Below are 15,669 nucleotides of genomic sequence, written 5' to 3' on the forward strand. Positions count from 1 at the left end.
CATGACGAACATTCTCTTTGCCGCCGGCCCCGACCGCTGGGCCGTCTACGAGGCGCCGCTGCGCGCTGCGCTCGACGGCTTCGGCCTCGACTACGCGCTGAGGTGCGAGGCGGAACCGGAAACCGTTGACTACATCGTCTATGCGCCGGATTCCGAGGTCCGGGACTTCACCCCCTACACCCGCCTCAAGGCGGTGCTGAACCTCTGGGCCGGGGTCGAGCGGATCACCGGGAACAAGACCCTGACCGTGCCTCTCGCGCGCATGGTCGACGAGGAAGGCCTGACACAGGGCATGCTGGAATACGTCACCGGGCATGTGCTGCGGCACCACCTCGGGATGGATCGCTACATCATGAACCCCGACCATCGCTGGGACCCGGTGGTGCCGCCGCTCGCCTCCGAGCGGCCGGTGACGGTGCTGGGGCTCGGCACGCTGGGCACCGCCTGCGCGGGTGCGCTTGCCGGGCTCGGCTTCCCGGTCTCGGGCTGGTCGCGCACCCCGCGCGAGGTCGAGGGCATCACCTGCCACCACGGCCCGGACGGCCTGACGAAGGCGCTGGCGGGGGCCGAGATCCTCGTGCTGCTGCTGCCGGACACGCCCGCGACGCAGGACCTGATGAACAGGGAGACGCTGGCGCTCCTGCCCCGCGGCGCCTGCATCGTGAACCCCGGGCGCGGCCCGCTGATCGACGACGCGGCGCTGGTCGAGGCGCTCGACCAGGGCCAGGTCGGGCACGCGACGCTCGACGTCTTCCGCAGGGAGCCGCTGCCGCAGGATCATCCGTTCTGGGCGCATCCCGGCGTGACGATCACGCCCCACGTGGCCGCCGACACCCGCGTGCCCAGCGCCTCCCGCGTCATCGCCGAGAACATCCGGCGGGGCGAGGCCGGCGAGCCCCTCCTCCACCTGGTGGACCGCGCGGCGGGCTACTGAACCCGCACCACGGTCGCGACCTCAGCTGCGGCGGTGACGGAAGACCCCGGTGCCCTTGGCCACGAGCTGCCCGGTGTCGTCGGTGATCTCGCCCTCGGCAAAGAAGGTGGTCCTGCCGCCGCCGGTCTTGCGGGCCTCGCAGATCAGCTTCGTGCCCTTCGCCTGACCGATGTACTGGACGTTGAGCGACAGCGTCAGCCCCATGCGCCGCTCCGCGGCATCGCCGGACCAGAGCCCGCACAGACCCATGGTCGAGTCGAGCAGCGTCGCGATCGCGCCGCCATGCGGGATGCCCTGCCGGTTCTCGAGAAACGGACGGATGGGCATCTCGTAGCGGGCATAGTCTTCGCGCCACGCGACCAGCTCGTAGCCGAGGTGCTGCGCGAAGGGGCTGGGGGGATCGGTGATGTCGTTCATGCCGGGCCTGTCTCTGCCTCTTCCTGTTCCAGCGTCAGCGCCACCGCGGGCGCCTTTAGATCATCGGTGCCGAGCGGCCCCGTGGGCCGCGCCAGCCGGTTGCGCACCACCCAGTAAAGCCGGTCCGACGCCCGGGTGATCGCCACGTAGGCGAGCCGCTTCCACAGCGGCTGCCCGGCCTCGACCCGGCCCATGCGCGCCGCGGCAAAGAGATCCGGCGCGAACACCTGCACGTTCTCCCATTGCGACCCCTGCGCCTTGTGGATGGTCACCGCCGCCCCGTGCAGGAAGGCCGCGCCCATGCGGGCCGCGTAGGGGATGAAGGGCTCTTCCTCGTCGGGCTTCTCGATCTTCACGATCGAGGCCGCCGAGACCTGCGGATCGGGCGCGCCCATCACGTGCAACCGCGAGAAACCAGGCTTGCGGCCCGGTCCGAGGTAGATCACCTGCGCACCCTTGATGAGCCCGCGCGCCTCGAGGTCCAGCCGCTTCTTGCGGTGTTTCAGCGGCAGCTCGATGCCGTCGCAGATCAGCGGCTCGCCGGGCAGAAGCTCGGTCTCCGGCGCGCCATGCACGGCGCGGAAGGCATTGATCAGACGGATCCGCGTGGCATTGCGCCAGACCAGCACCGGCGAGCGCGCCATCAGGTCGACCTCGACCCGGCCCGCCCAGACCACGCGGTCATCCTGCGCCGCCTTCTCCTCGACCATGCGCTCGAAATGGTGGAACTCGAGCGAGGGATCGGCCAGCGCATGGGCGAGATCGAGGATCGGGTTGTCGGCCTGCTGCCGGTGGATGCGGTGCAGCTCGAGCTTGCGCTCCTCGGGCACCTCGTCGAAGACCATCTTGCCGGACTGGTTCACCGGCGCGAGCTGCGCCGGATCGCCGAACAGCACGAGGTTGGGGAAAATCTCCTGCAGGTCCTCGAACTGGCGGTCGTCGAGCATCGAGGCCTCGTCGACGAAGCCGATGTCCAGCGGCTCCTCGCGGCGCTTCCAGCCGGTGATGAAATCGCTGCCCCTGAGCCCCGCCGCCGCCAGCGCCGCCGGCACCGACTTGTGGCCCTGGAAGGCGGCATAGGCGCGGTCGAGCGCGTCCTCGGTCAGCGCCTCGATCTCGGGCTTCTCGGCCTGGTCTGTGAGCCATTCGGCGATGCGCTCGTATTCGGGATCGTAGACCGGCGTATAGATGATGCGGTGAATGGTGGTCGCGGGCACGCCGCGCATCCGCAACACGCTCGCCGCCTTGTTGGTGGGCGCCAGCACAGCGAAGCTGCGCTTCTCGCGACGCTTGCGGCTCTCGAAATCGCCCGACACAAGCTCGGCCCCCGCGGCCTCGACCGCCTTGCAGAGCTCGGAGAGCAGCAGCGTCTTGCCCGAGCCCGCCTTGCCCATGACCGCCATCACCCGGGCCGCGCCGTCCTTGGCGGGCAGCACCACGCCGTCGTCGAGATCGACGCCGGCACCGCGCAGCATCTCCGCCACGCGGTCCCAGGCCTCGGCCTGGTCGTCGGAGAATGTCAGCGCGGGAAGATCCATGCGGCGGACCCTACTGTCCCGCGCCGGAAGACGCCAGAGAGCACGGCGCCCGCACCTTCATCTTGCCCGATAAACTCCGGGGGAGTCCGCGGAAAGCGGACGGGGGCAGCGCCCCCTCTTCCCTCACGGGTACCGCGACCGCAGGTGGTCAATCCTCGCTGCAGGCAAGGCATCGCCGCACGACCTGCCCCCGCACGAGACAACGACACCAACCGAAGACCGCTCCGAACCCACCTCCCACCCCCATCACAGGACGGAAAACCGCAGCAGCGTCCCGGCCACGGCCCCACCCCGCCAGAACTTATTTGCAGATCGGCAACGCCCGCTGCGGCTGCTCCGGCAGCGAGTCCCGCCAGCTGTCGATCACCGGCTGCAGCGTCCGCTTCGACCAGAATTTCGGGGCTCCGATGGCCTGAAGACAGGCGGCGTTCCAGTAGAGCCCCGCGCGCGACGGCGCGGTCCCGGCCTTCACCGCATTGGCGACCGCATCGACATCGCGGCCTTCGGGATAGATGTAGAGCGTCGTCGGGTTGCCCTCTACCTGCGCGAGGATGTCCCGCGAGACGGCGGGCGACCACGTGGTGCAGCCGTTGCTGCGGCCACCGGTGTAGTTCACGAGGCTCCCGTAGGGCACGTAGCCTTCCTCGTCCGCGTGCGGGTTCCGCGGGTCCCTGAAACGGCACTGCCATTTGACGAAGACCGCCGGGTGCCCTCCGATGGCCCGCTCCCGCGCGTTCGCCGTATCGCCCTTGCCGTCGAACAGCAGGAAGGTGCGGTAGAGCGGTGTGCGCTTGCCGGACTGGCTGTAGTAACCCTTGAAGGACGTTCGGGTCTCGGCGGTCAGGTAGGGCCCGCCCATGGTCAGCTTCGACCCCTCGGCATTGCTGAAATTCCTGGCGCATTGCCGGCCGTTGGAGAAATCCGCCCGCTGCAGCTTGCGTCCGTTGCCATAGCCCGACGACACCGCGCGAAACGACCGCGAAGGCTCGCAGATGACGTAGAACCGCCGCCCGGGATCGCCGTTCGGCGCCGTGCTCGGCCGCGTCGCGTCCATGGCGAGGTAGCAGGGGTTGCGCACCTCGCCGCTGGCCCGGTTCTTCAGGTAGAGCTCGCGGGCCCTCTGCAGGACGACGGGGGCGATCTGGCCCTCGCCGAGCCCCACATGCGCCTGAAGCCAGGACGGGATGCCCCCGCCCTCCGACGCCGCCCGGGCCGGGAAGGGCGCCGAGAGGGCCAGAAGGACGGCAAGGGCCATGGTGAGACGGAGTGCATTCAGCATCGGGGAAATCTCCTGCCAGACGATCCTCGATACATGCATAGCACAACTAGCTCGACGCAGATGCAACCTGTGGATTATTTCCTCGGGACTGGTGGGATTTCGGCATCGCCTCTGGCAGGGCAACGCTCATGCGACGGGCCGCGCGATCGGCCCCTCGTGAGGCGGACACCCGCGCGCGCCGCGAAGCGCCCCCTGCCCCGCGGTCCTCAGGCGGCCACCGGCACCCGGACCTCGCCCGCCCCGAAGGCGGCTTCGAACCAGCCGCGCGACATGGCGGCGGAGATGCCGGCGCTGGAGGAGACCCGCGCATGCGCCCCGGCGCTGAATTCCCAGAGGCCGACCGAGACGCGCTCGCGGCCCTCGCCCTGGCTGCCCAGCACCTCGGGCGAGGCGCCGATGCGCTTGTAGATCCGCACCATGCGGGCGTCGAACACCCCGACGTAATGCGCGACGCCGAAGGCCTGCATGACCTCGCCGCCCGCCAGCATCAGGGCGGCAGCGGCGCCCGGACCGGTCTCGCGCGAGAGACAGAAGCGGGTGCATTCCCAGATCAGCGGGCTCTCGATCCGGACGCCGCCGGTGAGATGCAGGAAATGGTCGTTCACCATGCAGCGCCCCACCGTGGGCAGCAGCCGCATCGAGCCGCCGTGACGGCCGTCCGGGCGCTCCCAGATCACGTAGAGCGGGTTCATTCCGTCATATTCGTCGCGCTCCTCACCCTGTGCGTCGACCGCAACGTCCCAGCCGAGCCGGGTGCGGAACTGGTCCGCGCGATCGGTGAACATGCTGCGCTTGAGCAGCGGGAACGCGTCGAGCTGGTCTGCGTAGATGTAGCGGATCATGGCGTCTTCTCCCTCGCAAAGTCCGATGGGAAGAAGCTGCGCAGACAGGGTTAAGGACCCGACATCGCCATGCGCGGTGCGCTCAGATATGGTTAACGGATGGGCCGGACACGCCTCCCGGCCGGCGGGCCGGAGCCCGCCCCGAACCTGCGCCCCTGACGGGCCGCGTCAGACGACGATGAGCCCACGGGACAGTGCCCGCGCCACCGCATGGGTGGTGTTCATCGCGCCCAGCTTGAAGCGGGCGCTTTCGATGTAGACCCGCAGCGTGTGCTCCGAGATGCTCAGCGTCTCGGCCACCTGCGCGCGGCTGTAGCCGACCGCAAGAAGGGTCATTGCCTCGATCTCGCGAGGGCTGAGCGGCTGGGCGGGTTCGGGCCGGCGTCCCGGCTCGAGCTCCAGCGCCTTCTGGTTGAAGTAATGCGCGATGAGGATCATGTCCCTGCGAGTGAGCGCGGTGAACTCTGCCCAGGCCTCGTCATCGCAGCTGTGGTTGACGGTGAAGAGCGCGAACTGGCCGTTCGGCCCCCGGATCGGAATGGAATAGCCCTGGTTTCCGACGCCATGGGCAATGGCATCCCACTGAAAGGCCCGCGCCGCCTTGGACGACCAGTCGAGCCGTTTCCAGTCGACGGGGTGAAACCGTTGAAAACACCCCTGAATGACCGGATCTATTCGAAGGTACCCCTTTTCGAGGTAGCGCTCGACCCAGACCGGATCGTAGGTGCCGCAGCCATATTGTTCACCATTGGCACTGACCCAGTGATAGACGAGGTGGTCCACCTTGAACCGGTCACGCAACGCCTCGGCTACGGATTGAAGATCCTCGCGCCGCTCGGCCAGCTCAAGCTGTTCCAGAAACCCTCCCGTTACGGGAATCCCCTCCGCAGATCCCAATGCCCGCCCCCTCGGCACCAGACGCGATTTCGACCTGGGCGACGAGTTGCGCCTCGTCGAGTTGTTCGGCCAATGCGTCGAGCGCATTCGCGCGCGCAAAGGATTTCAGGTCTGTCAGTACGTCTATGATCCAATCATGTCGCATGGTCAGCCTTCCCCGCAGAGTCTTAACAAAAGATTAACATAACTATAGCACCCCCTATTACCGCCTGAAAATTCGCGCATTCCAACTCCCCAGAAATGGTGAGGCGCCGATTTCGAAGCCCCTGACCGCATTGGACCTGCAGGCCCCCGCAAACGAAACGCCCGCGAACCGTCGACACGATTCGCGGGCGCGTATTGCGGTTGCGGGCTCAATGCCGGGTTAACCCCGGGCCGCTAGTGCCTCTTCGAAGGTGCGCAGCCCGGTCTTGGGCGACTGCACCAGAACGGCCATGTTGCCGGGTTTGTGCTCGTTCTTGCGCATCTTGACGTGGGCGTCGGGGATCTGCTCCCAGCCGAAGACCTCGGACATGCAGGGATCCAGCCGCCGCTCGATCATCAGGCGGTTGGCCGAGGCAGCCTGCTTGAGGTGGGCGAAGTGCGAGCCCTGCAGGCGCTTCTGGTGCATCCACATGTAGCGGACGTCGAAGGTGCAGTTGAAGCCGGTGGTGCCGGCGCAGATCACCACCATGCCGCCCTTCTTGCAGACCAGCGTCGAGACCGGGAAGGTCGCCTCGCCCGGGTGCTCGAAGACCATGTCGACGCTCACGCCCTTGCCGGTGATCTCCCAGATCGCCTTGCCGAACTTGCGCGCCTCCTTGAGCCACTCGTTATATTCCGGCGTGTTGACCGTGGGCAGCTGCCCCCAGCACTTGAAGTCCTTGCGGTTGATGACGCCCTTGGCACCGAGCCCGAGAACGAAGTCGCGCTTGTCTTCCTCCGAGATCACTCCGATGGCATTGGCGCCGGCGGTGTTGATCAGCTGGATCGCATAGGAGCCGAGGCCGCCCGAGGCGCCCCAGACCAGGACGTTCTGGCCCGGCTTGAGTTCGTGCGGATGGTGCCCGAAGAGCATCCGGTAGGCGGTGGCCAGCGTCAGCGTGTAACAGGCGCTCTCTTCCCAGGTCAGGTGCTTGGGACGCGGCATAAGCTGCTGCGCCTGCACACGGGTGAACTGGCTGAATGAGCCGTCGCCGGTCTCGTAGCCCCAGATCCGCTGCGTGGGCGAGAACATCGGGTCGCCGCCGTTGCACTCCTCGTCGTCACCGTTGTCCTGGTTGCAGTGAATGACGACCTCGTCGCCGACCTTCCACTGGCTGACCTTGTCTCCGACCGCCCAGACGATGCCCGAGGCGTCGGAGCCCGCGATGTGGAAGTCCTGATTGTGGACATCGAAGGGCGAGATCGGAATGCCGAGACCGGCCCAGACACCGTTATAGTTGACGCCCGCCGCCATGACGAGAACCAGCACTTCGTGGCTGTCGATCTGCCAGGTGTCGACGACTTCCTTCTGGAACGACTGGTCGGGCTCACCATGACGCTCGCGCCGGATCGCCCACGCGTACATCTTCTTCGGCACGTAGCCGAGGGGCGGCATCTCGCCGATCTCGTAGAGGTCTTTCTCCGGTGCCTCGTAGGGCGCGATCCCGGTTTGCGTGTCCAGAGCCATCGGGTCCTCCTTCCATTTGGCCGGCACCATGCCGGCCGGCCATGTTTCCCTTCACTCCAAGCCCGCGCCGCAGTGCAGAATCGACGGGCTTTGAACAGATGAGATAGCGGTGGCCGCGCAACAATGCAACAACGACCAAGGTGCATTTTGTAATTTTATGACCGAGCAAACGCAGAAACTTCCAGCAGCCTCACCAGGCGCCCGGTGAGGAAGCAGCCTTCGCAGCGCTCTCAGACGCTTTAGAGTAGCCTATTTGCGGCAAAATCCGCTATTTTCGCGAGATGCGGCGCTTCAAATGCAGGGTTTCGCTGAAGGGTTGCTCGCACAGGCAGAACCGCGCCGCAGCGCGGCGAATTGACGAGACATAATATTTCGAATATTCACCCACGGACGCAACAACCTTGCCAGCAAGATTCTGGTCAGCTCCACGGAGACCGACATGACGGACGTTCAGAAAGACCGCCAGCCGAGTGACGCCCCCCGCCAGGCAGACCGGCCGTGGCTGATCCGGACCTATGCCGGACACTCGACGGCCAAAGCCTCGAATGCGCTCTACCGCAACAACCTCGCCAAGGGGCAGACCGGGCTCTCGGTCGCCTTCGATCTGCCGACCCAGACCGGCTACGACAGCGACCACGTGCTGAGCCGGGGCGAGGTCGGCAAGGTTGGCGTGCCCGTCTGCCATCTGGGCGACATGCGCACGCTCTTCGACCAGATCCCGCTGGAGCAGATGAACACCTCGATGACGATCAACGCCACGGCGCCGTGGCTGCTGTCGCTCTATATCGCGGTGGCCGAGGAGCAGGGCGCGGACGTCTCTAAGCTGCAAGGCACCGTGCAGAACGACCTCATCAAGGAATACCTGTCGCGCGGCACCTACATCTGTCCGCCCAAGCCCTCGCTGAAGATGATCGGGGACGTGGCCGAATACTGCTACACCAACGTTCCCAAGTGGAACCCGATGAACGTCTGCTCCTACCACCTGCAAGAGGCCGGCGCGACGCCCGAGCAGGAACTGGCCTTTGCGCTCGCCACCGCCATCGCGGTTCTCGACGAGCTCAAGCCGCGCGTCGCCCCCGAGGATTTCCCGGCGCTCTGCGGCCGGATCTCGTTCTTCGTCAACGCGGGCATCCGCTTCGTCACCGAGATGTGCAAGATGCGTGCCTTCGTGATGCTCTGGGACGAGATCCTCGAGACGCGCTACGGCGTGCAGGACCCGAAGTTCCGCCGCTTCCGCTACGGCGTGCAGGTGAACTCGCTGGGCCTCACCGAGCAGCAACCCGAAAACAACGTCTACCGCATCCTGATCGAGATACTCGCGGTAACGCTCTCCAAGAACGCCCGCGCCCGCGCCGTGCAGCTGCCGGCGTGGAACGAGGCGCTCGGCCTGCCCCGCCCGTGGGACCAGCAATGGTCGATGCGGATGCAGCAGATCCTCGCCTACGAGACCGATCTGCTGGAATACGGCGATCTCTTCGACGGCAACCCGGCGGTCGAGACCAAGGTCGCGGCGCTGGCCGACGGGGCACGTGCCGAGCTTTCCAACATCGGGGCCATGGGCGGCGCGATCGAGGCCATCGACTACATGAAGGGCCGGCTCGTCGACGCCAATGCCGAGCGGCTGAACCGCATCGAGCGCAACGAGACCATCGTCGTGGGCGTCAACAAGTGGACCGAGGGCGAGGCCTCGCCGCTGGTGGGCGAGGACGGCGGCATCATGGTCGTCGACCCGGCCGTCGAGCAGGAGCAGATCGCGCGGCTCAACGCCTGGCGGGCAGAACGCGACGACGCGGCCGTCGCCGCGGCACTGGCCGAGCTTCGTGCGGCGGCAAAGGAGGGGCGCAACGTCATGCCTGCCTCGATCGCCGCGGCCAAGGCCGGCGTCACCACCGGGGAATGGGCCCAGCAGATGCGCGTCGTCCACGGCGAATACCGGGGCCCCACCGGCGTCTCGCGATCGGTCAGCAACAAGACCGAGGGGCTCGACGACATCCGCGACGCCGTCGATGCGGTCAGCGACCGTCTCGGACGCCGCCTGCGTTTCCTTGTGGGCAAGCCCGGGCTCGACGGCCATTCCAACGGCGCCGAGCAGATCGCCTTCCGCGCCCGCGATTGCGGAATGGAGATCGATTACGAGGGCATTCGCCTGACGCCTGAACAAATCGTCGAGGCAGCAAAGAACGGTGCCCACGTGGTCGGGCTTTCGATCCTGTCCGGCAGCCATATTCCCCTCGTCGAGGACCTGATGGAAAGAATGCGGGCCGAGGGGCTTGGCAATGTGCCGGTCGTGGTCGGCGGAATCATCCCCGACGAGGACGCCCGGAGGCTGCGTGCAATGGGCGTGGCGAAGGTCTACACCCCCAAGGATTTCGTCCTGAACACCATCATGATGGATATTGTGGCTCTGGTCGATTCCAAGGCTGTTGCAGCGGAATAGACAAAATGGCGCTTTTGTCTCGGAATGCGTGGCGATTCCTCTACCTGAGCGGGCATCGCAAAATTTCGACATGACGTAAAAGTGAAATAAGTCTTAATTTCGGACGCGCCCATAAATAGAACTGGCAATTCCCCGCTCACCTCAACGGTGAGCGGATTGCATATTTTTTGACAAATCTTTGCGATGACACAAATCTGGATCTTGAGCTTACATTTCAGATGGGGAAGTAAGCTCTCCACGAAAATGGAGAAACGCATGGACATTGATCTGGACACCCTGTCGAAAGACCAGCTGAAACAGCTCAAGGCAGACGTCGAGAAAGCCCTGAAAACGATTGATGCACGCCGCAAGGCGGACGCAAAGCGCGCGGTTGAACAAGCCGCCAAGGAATACGGTTTCTCGCTCGAGGAAATCCTCACCGCCGCCGGACCGAAAGGCTCGAAAGGCGCACCGAAATACGCCAATCCCGCTGATCCGGACCAGACCTGGACCGGTCGTGGACGCAAACCCAACTGGGTGGTGGCCGCACTCGAGTCCGGCAAGTCTCTGGACGATCTGGCAATCTGATGACAGTTCATATCGGCGCGCAGCCGGGCCAGATCGCTGAAACGGTCCTGATGCCCGGGGATCCCCTGCGGGCCGAATGGGCTGCCAACACCTTCCTCGACAATCCCGTCTGCGTGAACCGCGTTCGCGGGATGCTCGGATTCACGGGCACCTGGCAAGGGCACCCGGTCACGATCCACGGATCGGGCATGGGGATGCCGAGCCTGTCGATCTACGCCAACGAGCTGATCCGCGAGTACGGGGCCAAGACCCTCATCCGGATCGGCTCGGCCGGCGCCATGCAGGACAAGGTGAAATTGCGTGACGTCATCCTCGCGATGACCGCCTCGTCCCTGTCCACGCCGTCCGTCGGCATATTCCGCGAACTCAATTTCGCACCCTGTGCGGATTTCGAATTGCTGAATGCTGCAGTCGCATCGGCGAAAGCAATGGGCGCAATATATCACGTGGGCGGAATATATTCCGCGGACGTTTTCTATGACGAGCGTCCCGATCTCAATGAGATCATGACGCGTCATGGAATTCTGGGCGTCGAAATGGAAGCGGCGGAGCTCTACAACCTCGCCGCGCGGCACGGGGTCCGGGCGCTGGCGGTGCTGACCGTCTCCGACCACCTCCTGCGCCACGAGGCACTGCCCTCCGAGGACCGCCAGAGCTCGTTCGGCGACATGGTGCAGATCGCACTCGAGGCGGCCTTCGCCGGCTGATCGCGGGGCCATCTCGGGCCGCCCATCGAACGTCACGAACGGACTACACGAAAAACACGGCGTCGCTTTCCACGGACTCCCTCGCGGGAGGCAACGCGGATGGCGATGCCCCTCTCCTAGCGGCCGTGGCTGCGGTCGTAGCCGTTTCGTGCGGGCTGTTGCCAGTCGCCGAGCGCGCCCGCCGCGGGGGTGAGGATCTCGACCTTCAGCGGATGGCAGACGGCGGTGTCCGAGCTGTGCTCGGATGAGCAGTCTCCGCCCGGGCAAGCGCTCAGCGCGCCCAAGAGGTCGATCTCGGCGAAGAACGTCAGGCTGTCGCCGGGACGCACCGGGCTCGCCTTCATGAAGTACTGGCCGGTGTCGCGGGTGAAGCCGGTGCACATGAAGACGTTCAGCACGTCATGCACATGCGCCTCGGCCTCGCGCAGCGGCAGGCCGGTGGCGTCGGCAAGGGCGCGGGTCAGGTTCGAGTGGCAGCAATGGTGGTACTGCGTGCCGGAAAGCAGGTTGCCGGTGTAGGGGTCGCAGCGGGTGCCGATCACGTCGTGGACCGAGCCGCCAAAGGCGTCGATGCCGTACCAGTCCAGCGTGTCGTCCACGATGGTCGCCATCGGGCGCAGGTGCGGGAAGGCCGACCAGAGCCGCTCGCCGGTCGTCACGTGGGTGCCGTGCAGGGCGCGGGTCTTGCCGGAGTAGAACCGCTCCGAGAGATCGGCAGCGTTCCACAGGTTGAGGTCACCCACCTGCGGGCCGTCGACGCTCACGATGCGAAAGAACTGCCCGGCGGCCACGCGAAAGGAGCAGGCGTCGCGGGGTGCGGCGATGACCGTTTCGACCAGCTCCGCCCCGGCCAGCCCCTGCGTGTAGAGCCCGAGGTCGGGCTGCGGCAGGCTGTCGTTCGGATAGCAGATCACCGGCGCGATGGCGCGGCGGGTCTCGGCGTCGGGTGGAGCGATTGTCATGGCGGGTCTCCCTTCTGTGGCGCGTCCCGGACTGAAGCGCAATGGCCGGCCACGCGCAAGGACGCGCGGGGCTCAGATCCCCAGATGACGTTCGGTCGTCTCGTGGGAGAGCGCCGCCATCTCGCCACTCCAGACGCTGCGCCCGCGCTCGAGGATCACCGCCCGGTCGCAGGCGATACGCAGCTCCTTCAGCGACTTGTCGATCACCAGCATTGCCATGCCGCTCTCGCGCTTGAGCGTGTTGATCGCGGCCCGGATCTCGGCCCGAACGGTGGGGGCGAGCCCCTCGGTGGCCTCGTCGAGGATCAGCAGCCGAGGGTTCGTCATCAGCGCCCGACCGATGGCCAGCATCTGCTGCTCGCCGCCCGACAGGGACGCGGCGCGCTGGGTCCGGCGCTCGCCCAGCCGGGGAAAGAGCGCCGCCACGCGGCCCATGTCCCAATGCCCGGACCGGGCCGCCGCCAAGAGGTTCTCGGCCACGGTGAGGTCGCGGAAGCAGCGCCGCCCCTCGGGCACCAGCCCGATGCCCAGCCGCGCCGCCCGGTGGCTCGGCAGCCGCGACAGGTCCTGCCCGTCGAAGACCAGCGTGCCCTGCGCCGGCATCATCCGGCAGATGCAGCGCACCGTGGTGCTCTTGCCCATGCCGTTGCGGCCGAGCATGGCCAGCGCCTCGCCCTCTGCGATCTCGAGGTCCACGCCGAACAGCGCCTGGCTGGCGCCGTAGGAGGCCGTGAGCTGCGTCACGGACAGCAGGGTCATGCGCCGTCTCCGAGGTAGGCGTCGCGCACCAGCGGGTCGCGGCGGATTTCGTCCACGGTGCCGGTGGCGATCACCCGTCCGTAGACCAGCACGCTGATCCGGTCGGCAAGCGCGAAGACCGCGTCCATGTCGTGCTCGACCAGCAGGATCGGCGCCTGCTGCCGCAGCCCGTCGAGGAAAACGGTCAGCCGCTGCGAGCCCTCCTGCCCCAGCCCGGCCATGGGCTCGTCCATGACGAAGGCGCGCGGGCGCAGGGTCAGGGCGACCGCCACCTCGAGCTGCCGGCGCTGGCCGTGGCTGAGCTCTGCGGTGCGCAGCGCGGCGAGATCGGCCAGCCCCACCGCCTCGAGCGCGGCCTCGGCAGTGGCACGCAGGTCGCGGTCCTTCGACACCCGCGACAGGAAGCGCCAGGGCCGGCCGCTGGCGCCGAGCGCCCCCAGCAGAACGTTCTGGAGCACCGTGTCCTGCATCGCCAGCGCCGAGATCTGGAAGGTCCGCGCCAGCCCGCGCGCCGCGCGCGCCTGCGTGGTCTCGGCGGTGACATCCTGCCCGAGCAGTTCCACCCGCCCCTCGTCCGGCGTCAGCGCACCGCAGATCTGGGCGATCAGGGTGGATTTGCCCGCACCGTTCGGCCCGATGATGGCGTGGATCTCGCCCGGCCTCAGGTCGAGCGTGATGCCGTCGCTGGCCTGCAGCGCGCCGTAGGCCTTGCGCAGCCCATGAGTGGCCAGCACCGGCTCAGTCATGCCGCGCCCTTCCCGCCAGAACGCCGACGAGGCCGCCCTTGCCGAAGAGCACCACCAGCAGCAGGAACAGGCCGAGAAAGATCTGCCAGTACTCGCTCACCCCACCCAGAAGGTGCTCGAGCAGCACGTAGAACCCCGCCCCCGCCACCGGCCCGAACAGCCGTGCCACGCCACCGATGATGACGAAGACCATGATCTCGCCCGACATCTGCCAGCTCAGCATGGTGGGCGACACGAAGCGGTTGAGGTCCGCGAAGAGCGCCCCGGCAAGCCCGGTGATGGCGCCCGAGATCACCAGCGCGACAAGCTGCAGCCGCACCGGGTCGAGCCCCACCGCCCGCACCCGCTCGGGCACCTGCCGGGCCGCGTTGAGCGCCAGGCCGAAGGGCGAGCGCATCAGCCGCGCGTGCAGGACCAGCACGAGGCACAACAGCCCGAAGCAGAGCCCGTAGAACTGGATTGGGTCCAGCGTGTTCAGCCCCGGGAAGCCGTTGCGGACGTAGATCGAGAGCCCGTCCTCGCCGCCATAGGCGGGCCAGGAGATGGCGAAGAAATACATCATCTGCCCGAAGGCCAGCGTGATCATGATGAAATAGACGCCCGAGGTACGCAGGCTCAGAAGTCCAATGAGCAGCGCCGCCAGCCCCGAGGCCAGCACCGCCACCAGCCAGATCACCGGCATCGACTTGGTGCCGGCGATCTCGAAGGGCCATTCCATCAGCGGCGTGTAGTTCTGCGCGTGGCTCGCGAGGATGCCCATGGCGTAGCCGCCGATGCCGAAGAACACCGCGTGGCCGAGGCTCACCAGCCCGCCCATGCCGAGCGCGATGTTCAGCCCCACCGCCGCCAGCGCGAAGATCACCGCACGGGTGGCCAGCGTGATGGTGAAGGGCGCGTCCGCCCAGAGCGCCCAGCCGGGCACTGCCACGAGCGCCAGCAGCAGGGCGGCGTTGACCAGCCCCTCGCGGCTCATGCCCGGCCTCCGAACAGGCCGGTCGGCCGCCAGACCAGCACCGCCGCCATCAGCACGTAGATCGCCATGGACGCAAAGGCCGAGCCCGCGGTCGCAGCACTCGCCGGGTCGATGAATAGCCTGAAAAGTTCGGGCAACAGCACGCCGCCCAGCGTGTCGGTAAGCCCGACCAGCAGCGCGCCGATGAGCGCGCCCCGGATCGAGCCGATGCCACCGATCACGATGACCACGAAGGCAAGGATCAGCACCGGCTCGCCCATGCCCACCTGCACCGACTGGATGGCGCCGACGAGCGCCCCTGCGAGCCCGGCCAGCCCCGCGCCGAGCGCGAAAACCAGGGTGTAGAGCTTCGAGATGTCGACACCCAGCGCCGCGATCATCTCGCGGTCGTTCTCGCCCGCGCGGATGCGGATGCCGAGCCGCGTGCGGCTGTTGAGCCACCAGAGCCCCAGCGCCACGGCGATGCCGATCACGATCAGCGCGAGGCGGTAGAGCGGATAGGCGATGCCGCCGGGCAGCGTCACCGTGCCCGAGAGCGCGTCCGGCACGTCGAGGTAGAGCGGGAAGGAGCCGAAGACCCAGCGCGTGCCCTCGGAGAAGATCAGGATCAGCGCGAAGGTCGCGAGCACCTGGTCAAGGTGGTCCCGGGCGTAGAGCCTGCGGATCACCAGCGTCTCGACCAGCGCACCCGCGGCGGCGGCGGCGGCCAGCGCCGCGACCAGCGCCAGCAGGAACGACCCGGTGAGCCCCGCCACGGTCGCGGCGGCGAAGGCGCCCACCATGTAGAGCGCCCCGTGGGCGAGGTTGATGAGCCCCATGACGCCGAAGATCAGCGTCAGCCCGGCGGCCATCAGGAACAGCATCACGCCGGACTGCAGGCCGTTCAGGACCTGTTCTGCAAGCAGGATCGGGGACATCTCAGGCCTTTGCCGTGTCGGGGGCCCGCCTCGGCGGGCCCCC

15 protein-coding genes are annotated in these 15,669 nt (G+C 67.1%); 4 read left to right on the forward strand and 11 right to left on the reverse strand.

Annotated features, from left to right (window positions below):
* The first annotated feature begins 1 nt into the window (after window position 1).
* Complete coding sequence (locus BLQ77_RS10320; RefSeq protein WP_089958584.1) at window positions 2–934, forward strand: 2-hydroxyacid dehydrogenase; 933 nt, start codon at window positions 2–4, stop codon at window positions 932–934.
* A 21-nt stretch (window positions 935–955) separates the two neighbouring features.
* On the opposite strand, the gene BLQ77_RS10325 is transcribed toward BLQ77_RS10320, so the two are convergent.
* From BLQ77_RS10325 to ccrA, 6 genes are all read right to left on the reverse strand, one after another.
* Entirely contained in the window at window positions 956–1,351 is a 396-nt protein-coding gene (locus tag BLQ77_RS10325) for a PaaI family thioesterase (RefSeq protein WP_089958586.1), read from the reverse strand.
* Window positions 1,348–2,889 (reverse strand): ATP-dependent DNA helicase, encoded by a 1,542-nt coding sequence (locus tag BLQ77_RS10330; protein ID WP_089958589.1) that lies wholly within the window; start codon window positions 2,887–2,889, stop codon window positions 1,348–1,350. Before BLQ77_RS10330 ends, BLQ77_RS10325 begins: the two co-directional genes overlap by 4 nt.
* Before the next feature lie 301 nt (window positions 2,890–3,190).
* Window positions 3,191–4,168 (reverse strand): murein L,D-transpeptidase catalytic domain family protein, encoded by a 978-nt coding sequence (locus tag BLQ77_RS10335; RefSeq protein ID WP_089958592.1) that lies wholly within the window; start codon window positions 4,166–4,168, stop codon window positions 3,191–3,193.
* A 206-nt stretch (window positions 4,169–4,374) separates the two neighbouring features.
* Window positions 4,375–5,010, reverse strand: a complete 636-nt coding sequence (locus tag BLQ77_RS10340; RefSeq protein ID WP_089958594.1) for an acyl-homoserine-lactone synthase — start codon at window positions 5,008–5,010, stop codon at window positions 4,375–4,377.
* 168 nt (window positions 5,011–5,178) lie between these two features.
* Complete coding sequence (locus BLQ77_RS10345) at window positions 5,179–5,907, reverse strand: helix-turn-helix transcriptional regulator (RefSeq protein ID WP_089958597.1); 729 nt, start codon at window positions 5,905–5,907, stop codon at window positions 5,179–5,181.
* A gap of 364 nt (window positions 5,908–6,271) precedes the next feature.
* On the reverse strand, window positions 6,272–7,558 hold the full coding sequence (gene ccrA, locus BLQ77_RS10355) for a crotonyl-CoA carboxylase/reductase (RefSeq protein ID WP_089959089.1): 1,287 nt from the start codon (window positions 7,556–7,558) through the stop codon (window positions 6,272–6,274).
* 439 nt (window positions 7,559–7,997) lie between these two features.
* On the opposite strand from ccrA, the gene BLQ77_RS10360 reads away from it, so the two are divergent.
* The 3 genes from BLQ77_RS10360 to deoD all read left to right on the forward strand — a co-directional run bounded on the left by BLQ77_RS10360 (window position 7,998) and on the right by deoD (window position 11,269).
* Complete coding sequence (locus tag BLQ77_RS10360; protein ID WP_089958602.1) at window positions 7,998–9,995, forward strand: ethylmalonyl-CoA mutase; 1,998 nt, start codon at window positions 7,998–8,000, stop codon at window positions 9,993–9,995.
* 255 nt (window positions 9,996–10,250) lie between these two features.
* Window positions 10,251–10,562 (forward strand): H-NS histone family protein, encoded by a 312-nt coding sequence (locus BLQ77_RS10365; RefSeq protein ID WP_089958604.1) that lies wholly within the window; start codon window positions 10,251–10,253, stop codon window positions 10,560–10,562.
* Complete coding sequence (deoD, locus tag BLQ77_RS10370; RefSeq protein WP_008883455.1) at window positions 10,562–11,269, forward strand: purine-nucleoside phosphorylase; 708 nt, start codon at window positions 10,562–10,564, stop codon at window positions 11,267–11,269. The genes BLQ77_RS10365 and deoD overlap by 1 nt, the downstream gene beginning before the upstream one ends.
* A gap of 116 nt (window positions 11,270–11,385) precedes the next feature.
* On the opposite strand, the gene BLQ77_RS10375 is transcribed toward deoD, so the two are convergent.
* From BLQ77_RS10375 to BLQ77_RS10395, 5 genes are all read right to left on the reverse strand, one after another.
* A complete protein-coding gene (locus BLQ77_RS10375; RefSeq protein ID WP_089958607.1) occupies window positions 11,386–12,231 on the reverse strand; it encodes an urea carboxylase-associated family protein in 846 nt (281 codons plus the stop codon).
* A gap of 72 nt (window positions 12,232–12,303) precedes the next feature.
* Window positions 12,304–12,990 (reverse strand): ABC transporter ATP-binding protein, encoded by a 687-nt coding sequence (locus tag BLQ77_RS10380; RefSeq protein ID WP_089958610.1) that lies wholly within the window; start codon window positions 12,988–12,990, stop codon window positions 12,304–12,306.
* Entirely contained in the window at window positions 12,987–13,736 is a 750-nt protein-coding gene (locus BLQ77_RS10385; protein WP_089958613.1) for an ABC transporter ATP-binding protein, read from the reverse strand. Before BLQ77_RS10385 ends, BLQ77_RS10380 begins: the two co-directional genes overlap by 4 nt.
* The gene (locus BLQ77_RS10390; RefSeq protein ID WP_089958615.1) at window positions 13,729–14,709 is read right to left on the reverse strand and encodes a branched-chain amino acid ABC transporter permease; all 981 of its coding nucleotides are present in this window, start codon (window positions 14,707–14,709) and stop codon (window positions 13,729–13,731) included. The genes BLQ77_RS10385 and BLQ77_RS10390 overlap by 8 nt, the downstream gene beginning before the upstream one ends.
* Window positions 14,706–15,626: a branched-chain amino acid ABC transporter permease gene (locus tag BLQ77_RS10395; protein WP_089958618.1), complete on the reverse strand. Its 921-nt coding sequence runs from the start codon at window positions 15,624–15,626 to the stop codon at window positions 14,706–14,708. Before BLQ77_RS10395 ends, BLQ77_RS10390 begins: the two co-directional genes overlap by 4 nt.
* Window positions 15,627–15,669 lie beyond the last annotated feature (43 nt).

Origin of the sequence: Salipiger thiooxidans, assembly GCF_900102075.1 — a bacterium.
Lineage (GTDB): Bacteria > Pseudomonadota > Alphaproteobacteria > Rhodobacterales > Rhodobacteraceae > Salipiger > Salipiger thiooxidans.

Coding starts and splice junctions, on each gene's coding strand:
- BLQ77_RS10320 (WP_089958584.1), top strand. CDS start 2: ATGACGAACATTCTCTTTGCCGCCGGCCCCGACCGCTGGGCCGTCTAC.
- BLQ77_RS10325 (WP_089958586.1), bottom strand. CDS start 1,351: ATGAACGACATCACCGATCCCCCCAGCCCCTTCGCGCAGCACCTCGGC.
- BLQ77_RS10330 (WP_089958589.1), bottom strand. CDS start 2,889: ATGGATCTTCCCGCGCTGACATTCTCCGACGACCAGGCCGAGGCCTGG.
- BLQ77_RS10335 (WP_089958592.1), bottom strand. CDS start 4,168: ATGCTGAATGCACTCCGTCTCACCATGGCCCTTGCCGTCCTTCTGGCC.
- BLQ77_RS10340 (WP_089958594.1), bottom strand. CDS start 5,010: ATGATCCGCTACATCTACGCAGACCAGCTCGACGCGTTCCCGCTGCTC.
- ccrA (WP_089959089.1), bottom strand. CDS start 7,558: ATGGCTCTGGACACGCAAACCGGGATCGCGCCCTACGAGGCACCGGAG.
- BLQ77_RS10360 (WP_089958602.1), top strand. CDS start 7,998: ATGACGGACGTTCAGAAAGACCGCCAGCCGAGTGACGCCCCCCGCCAG.
- BLQ77_RS10365 (WP_089958604.1), top strand. CDS start 10,251: ATGGACATTGATCTGGACACCCTGTCGAAAGACCAGCTGAAACAGCTC.
- deoD (WP_008883455.1), top strand. CDS start 10,562: ATGACAGTTCATATCGGCGCGCAGCCGGGCCAGATCGCTGAAACGGTC.
- BLQ77_RS10375 (WP_089958607.1), bottom strand. CDS start 12,231: ATGACAATCGCTCCACCCGACGCCGAGACCCGCCGCGCCATCGCGCCG.
- BLQ77_RS10380 (WP_089958610.1), bottom strand. CDS start 12,990: ATGACCCTGCTGTCCGTGACGCAGCTCACGGCCTCCTACGGCGCCAGC.
- BLQ77_RS10385 (WP_089958613.1), bottom strand. CDS start 13,736: ATGACTGAGCCGGTGCTGGCCACTCATGGGCTGCGCAAGGCCTACGGC.
- BLQ77_RS10390 (WP_089958615.1), bottom strand. CDS start 14,709: ATGAGCCGCGAGGGGCTGGTCAACGCCGCCCTGCTGCTGGCGCTCGTG.
- BLQ77_RS10395 (WP_089958618.1), bottom strand. CDS start 15,626: ATGTCCCCGATCCTGCTTGCAGAACAGGTCCTGAACGGCCTGCAGTCC.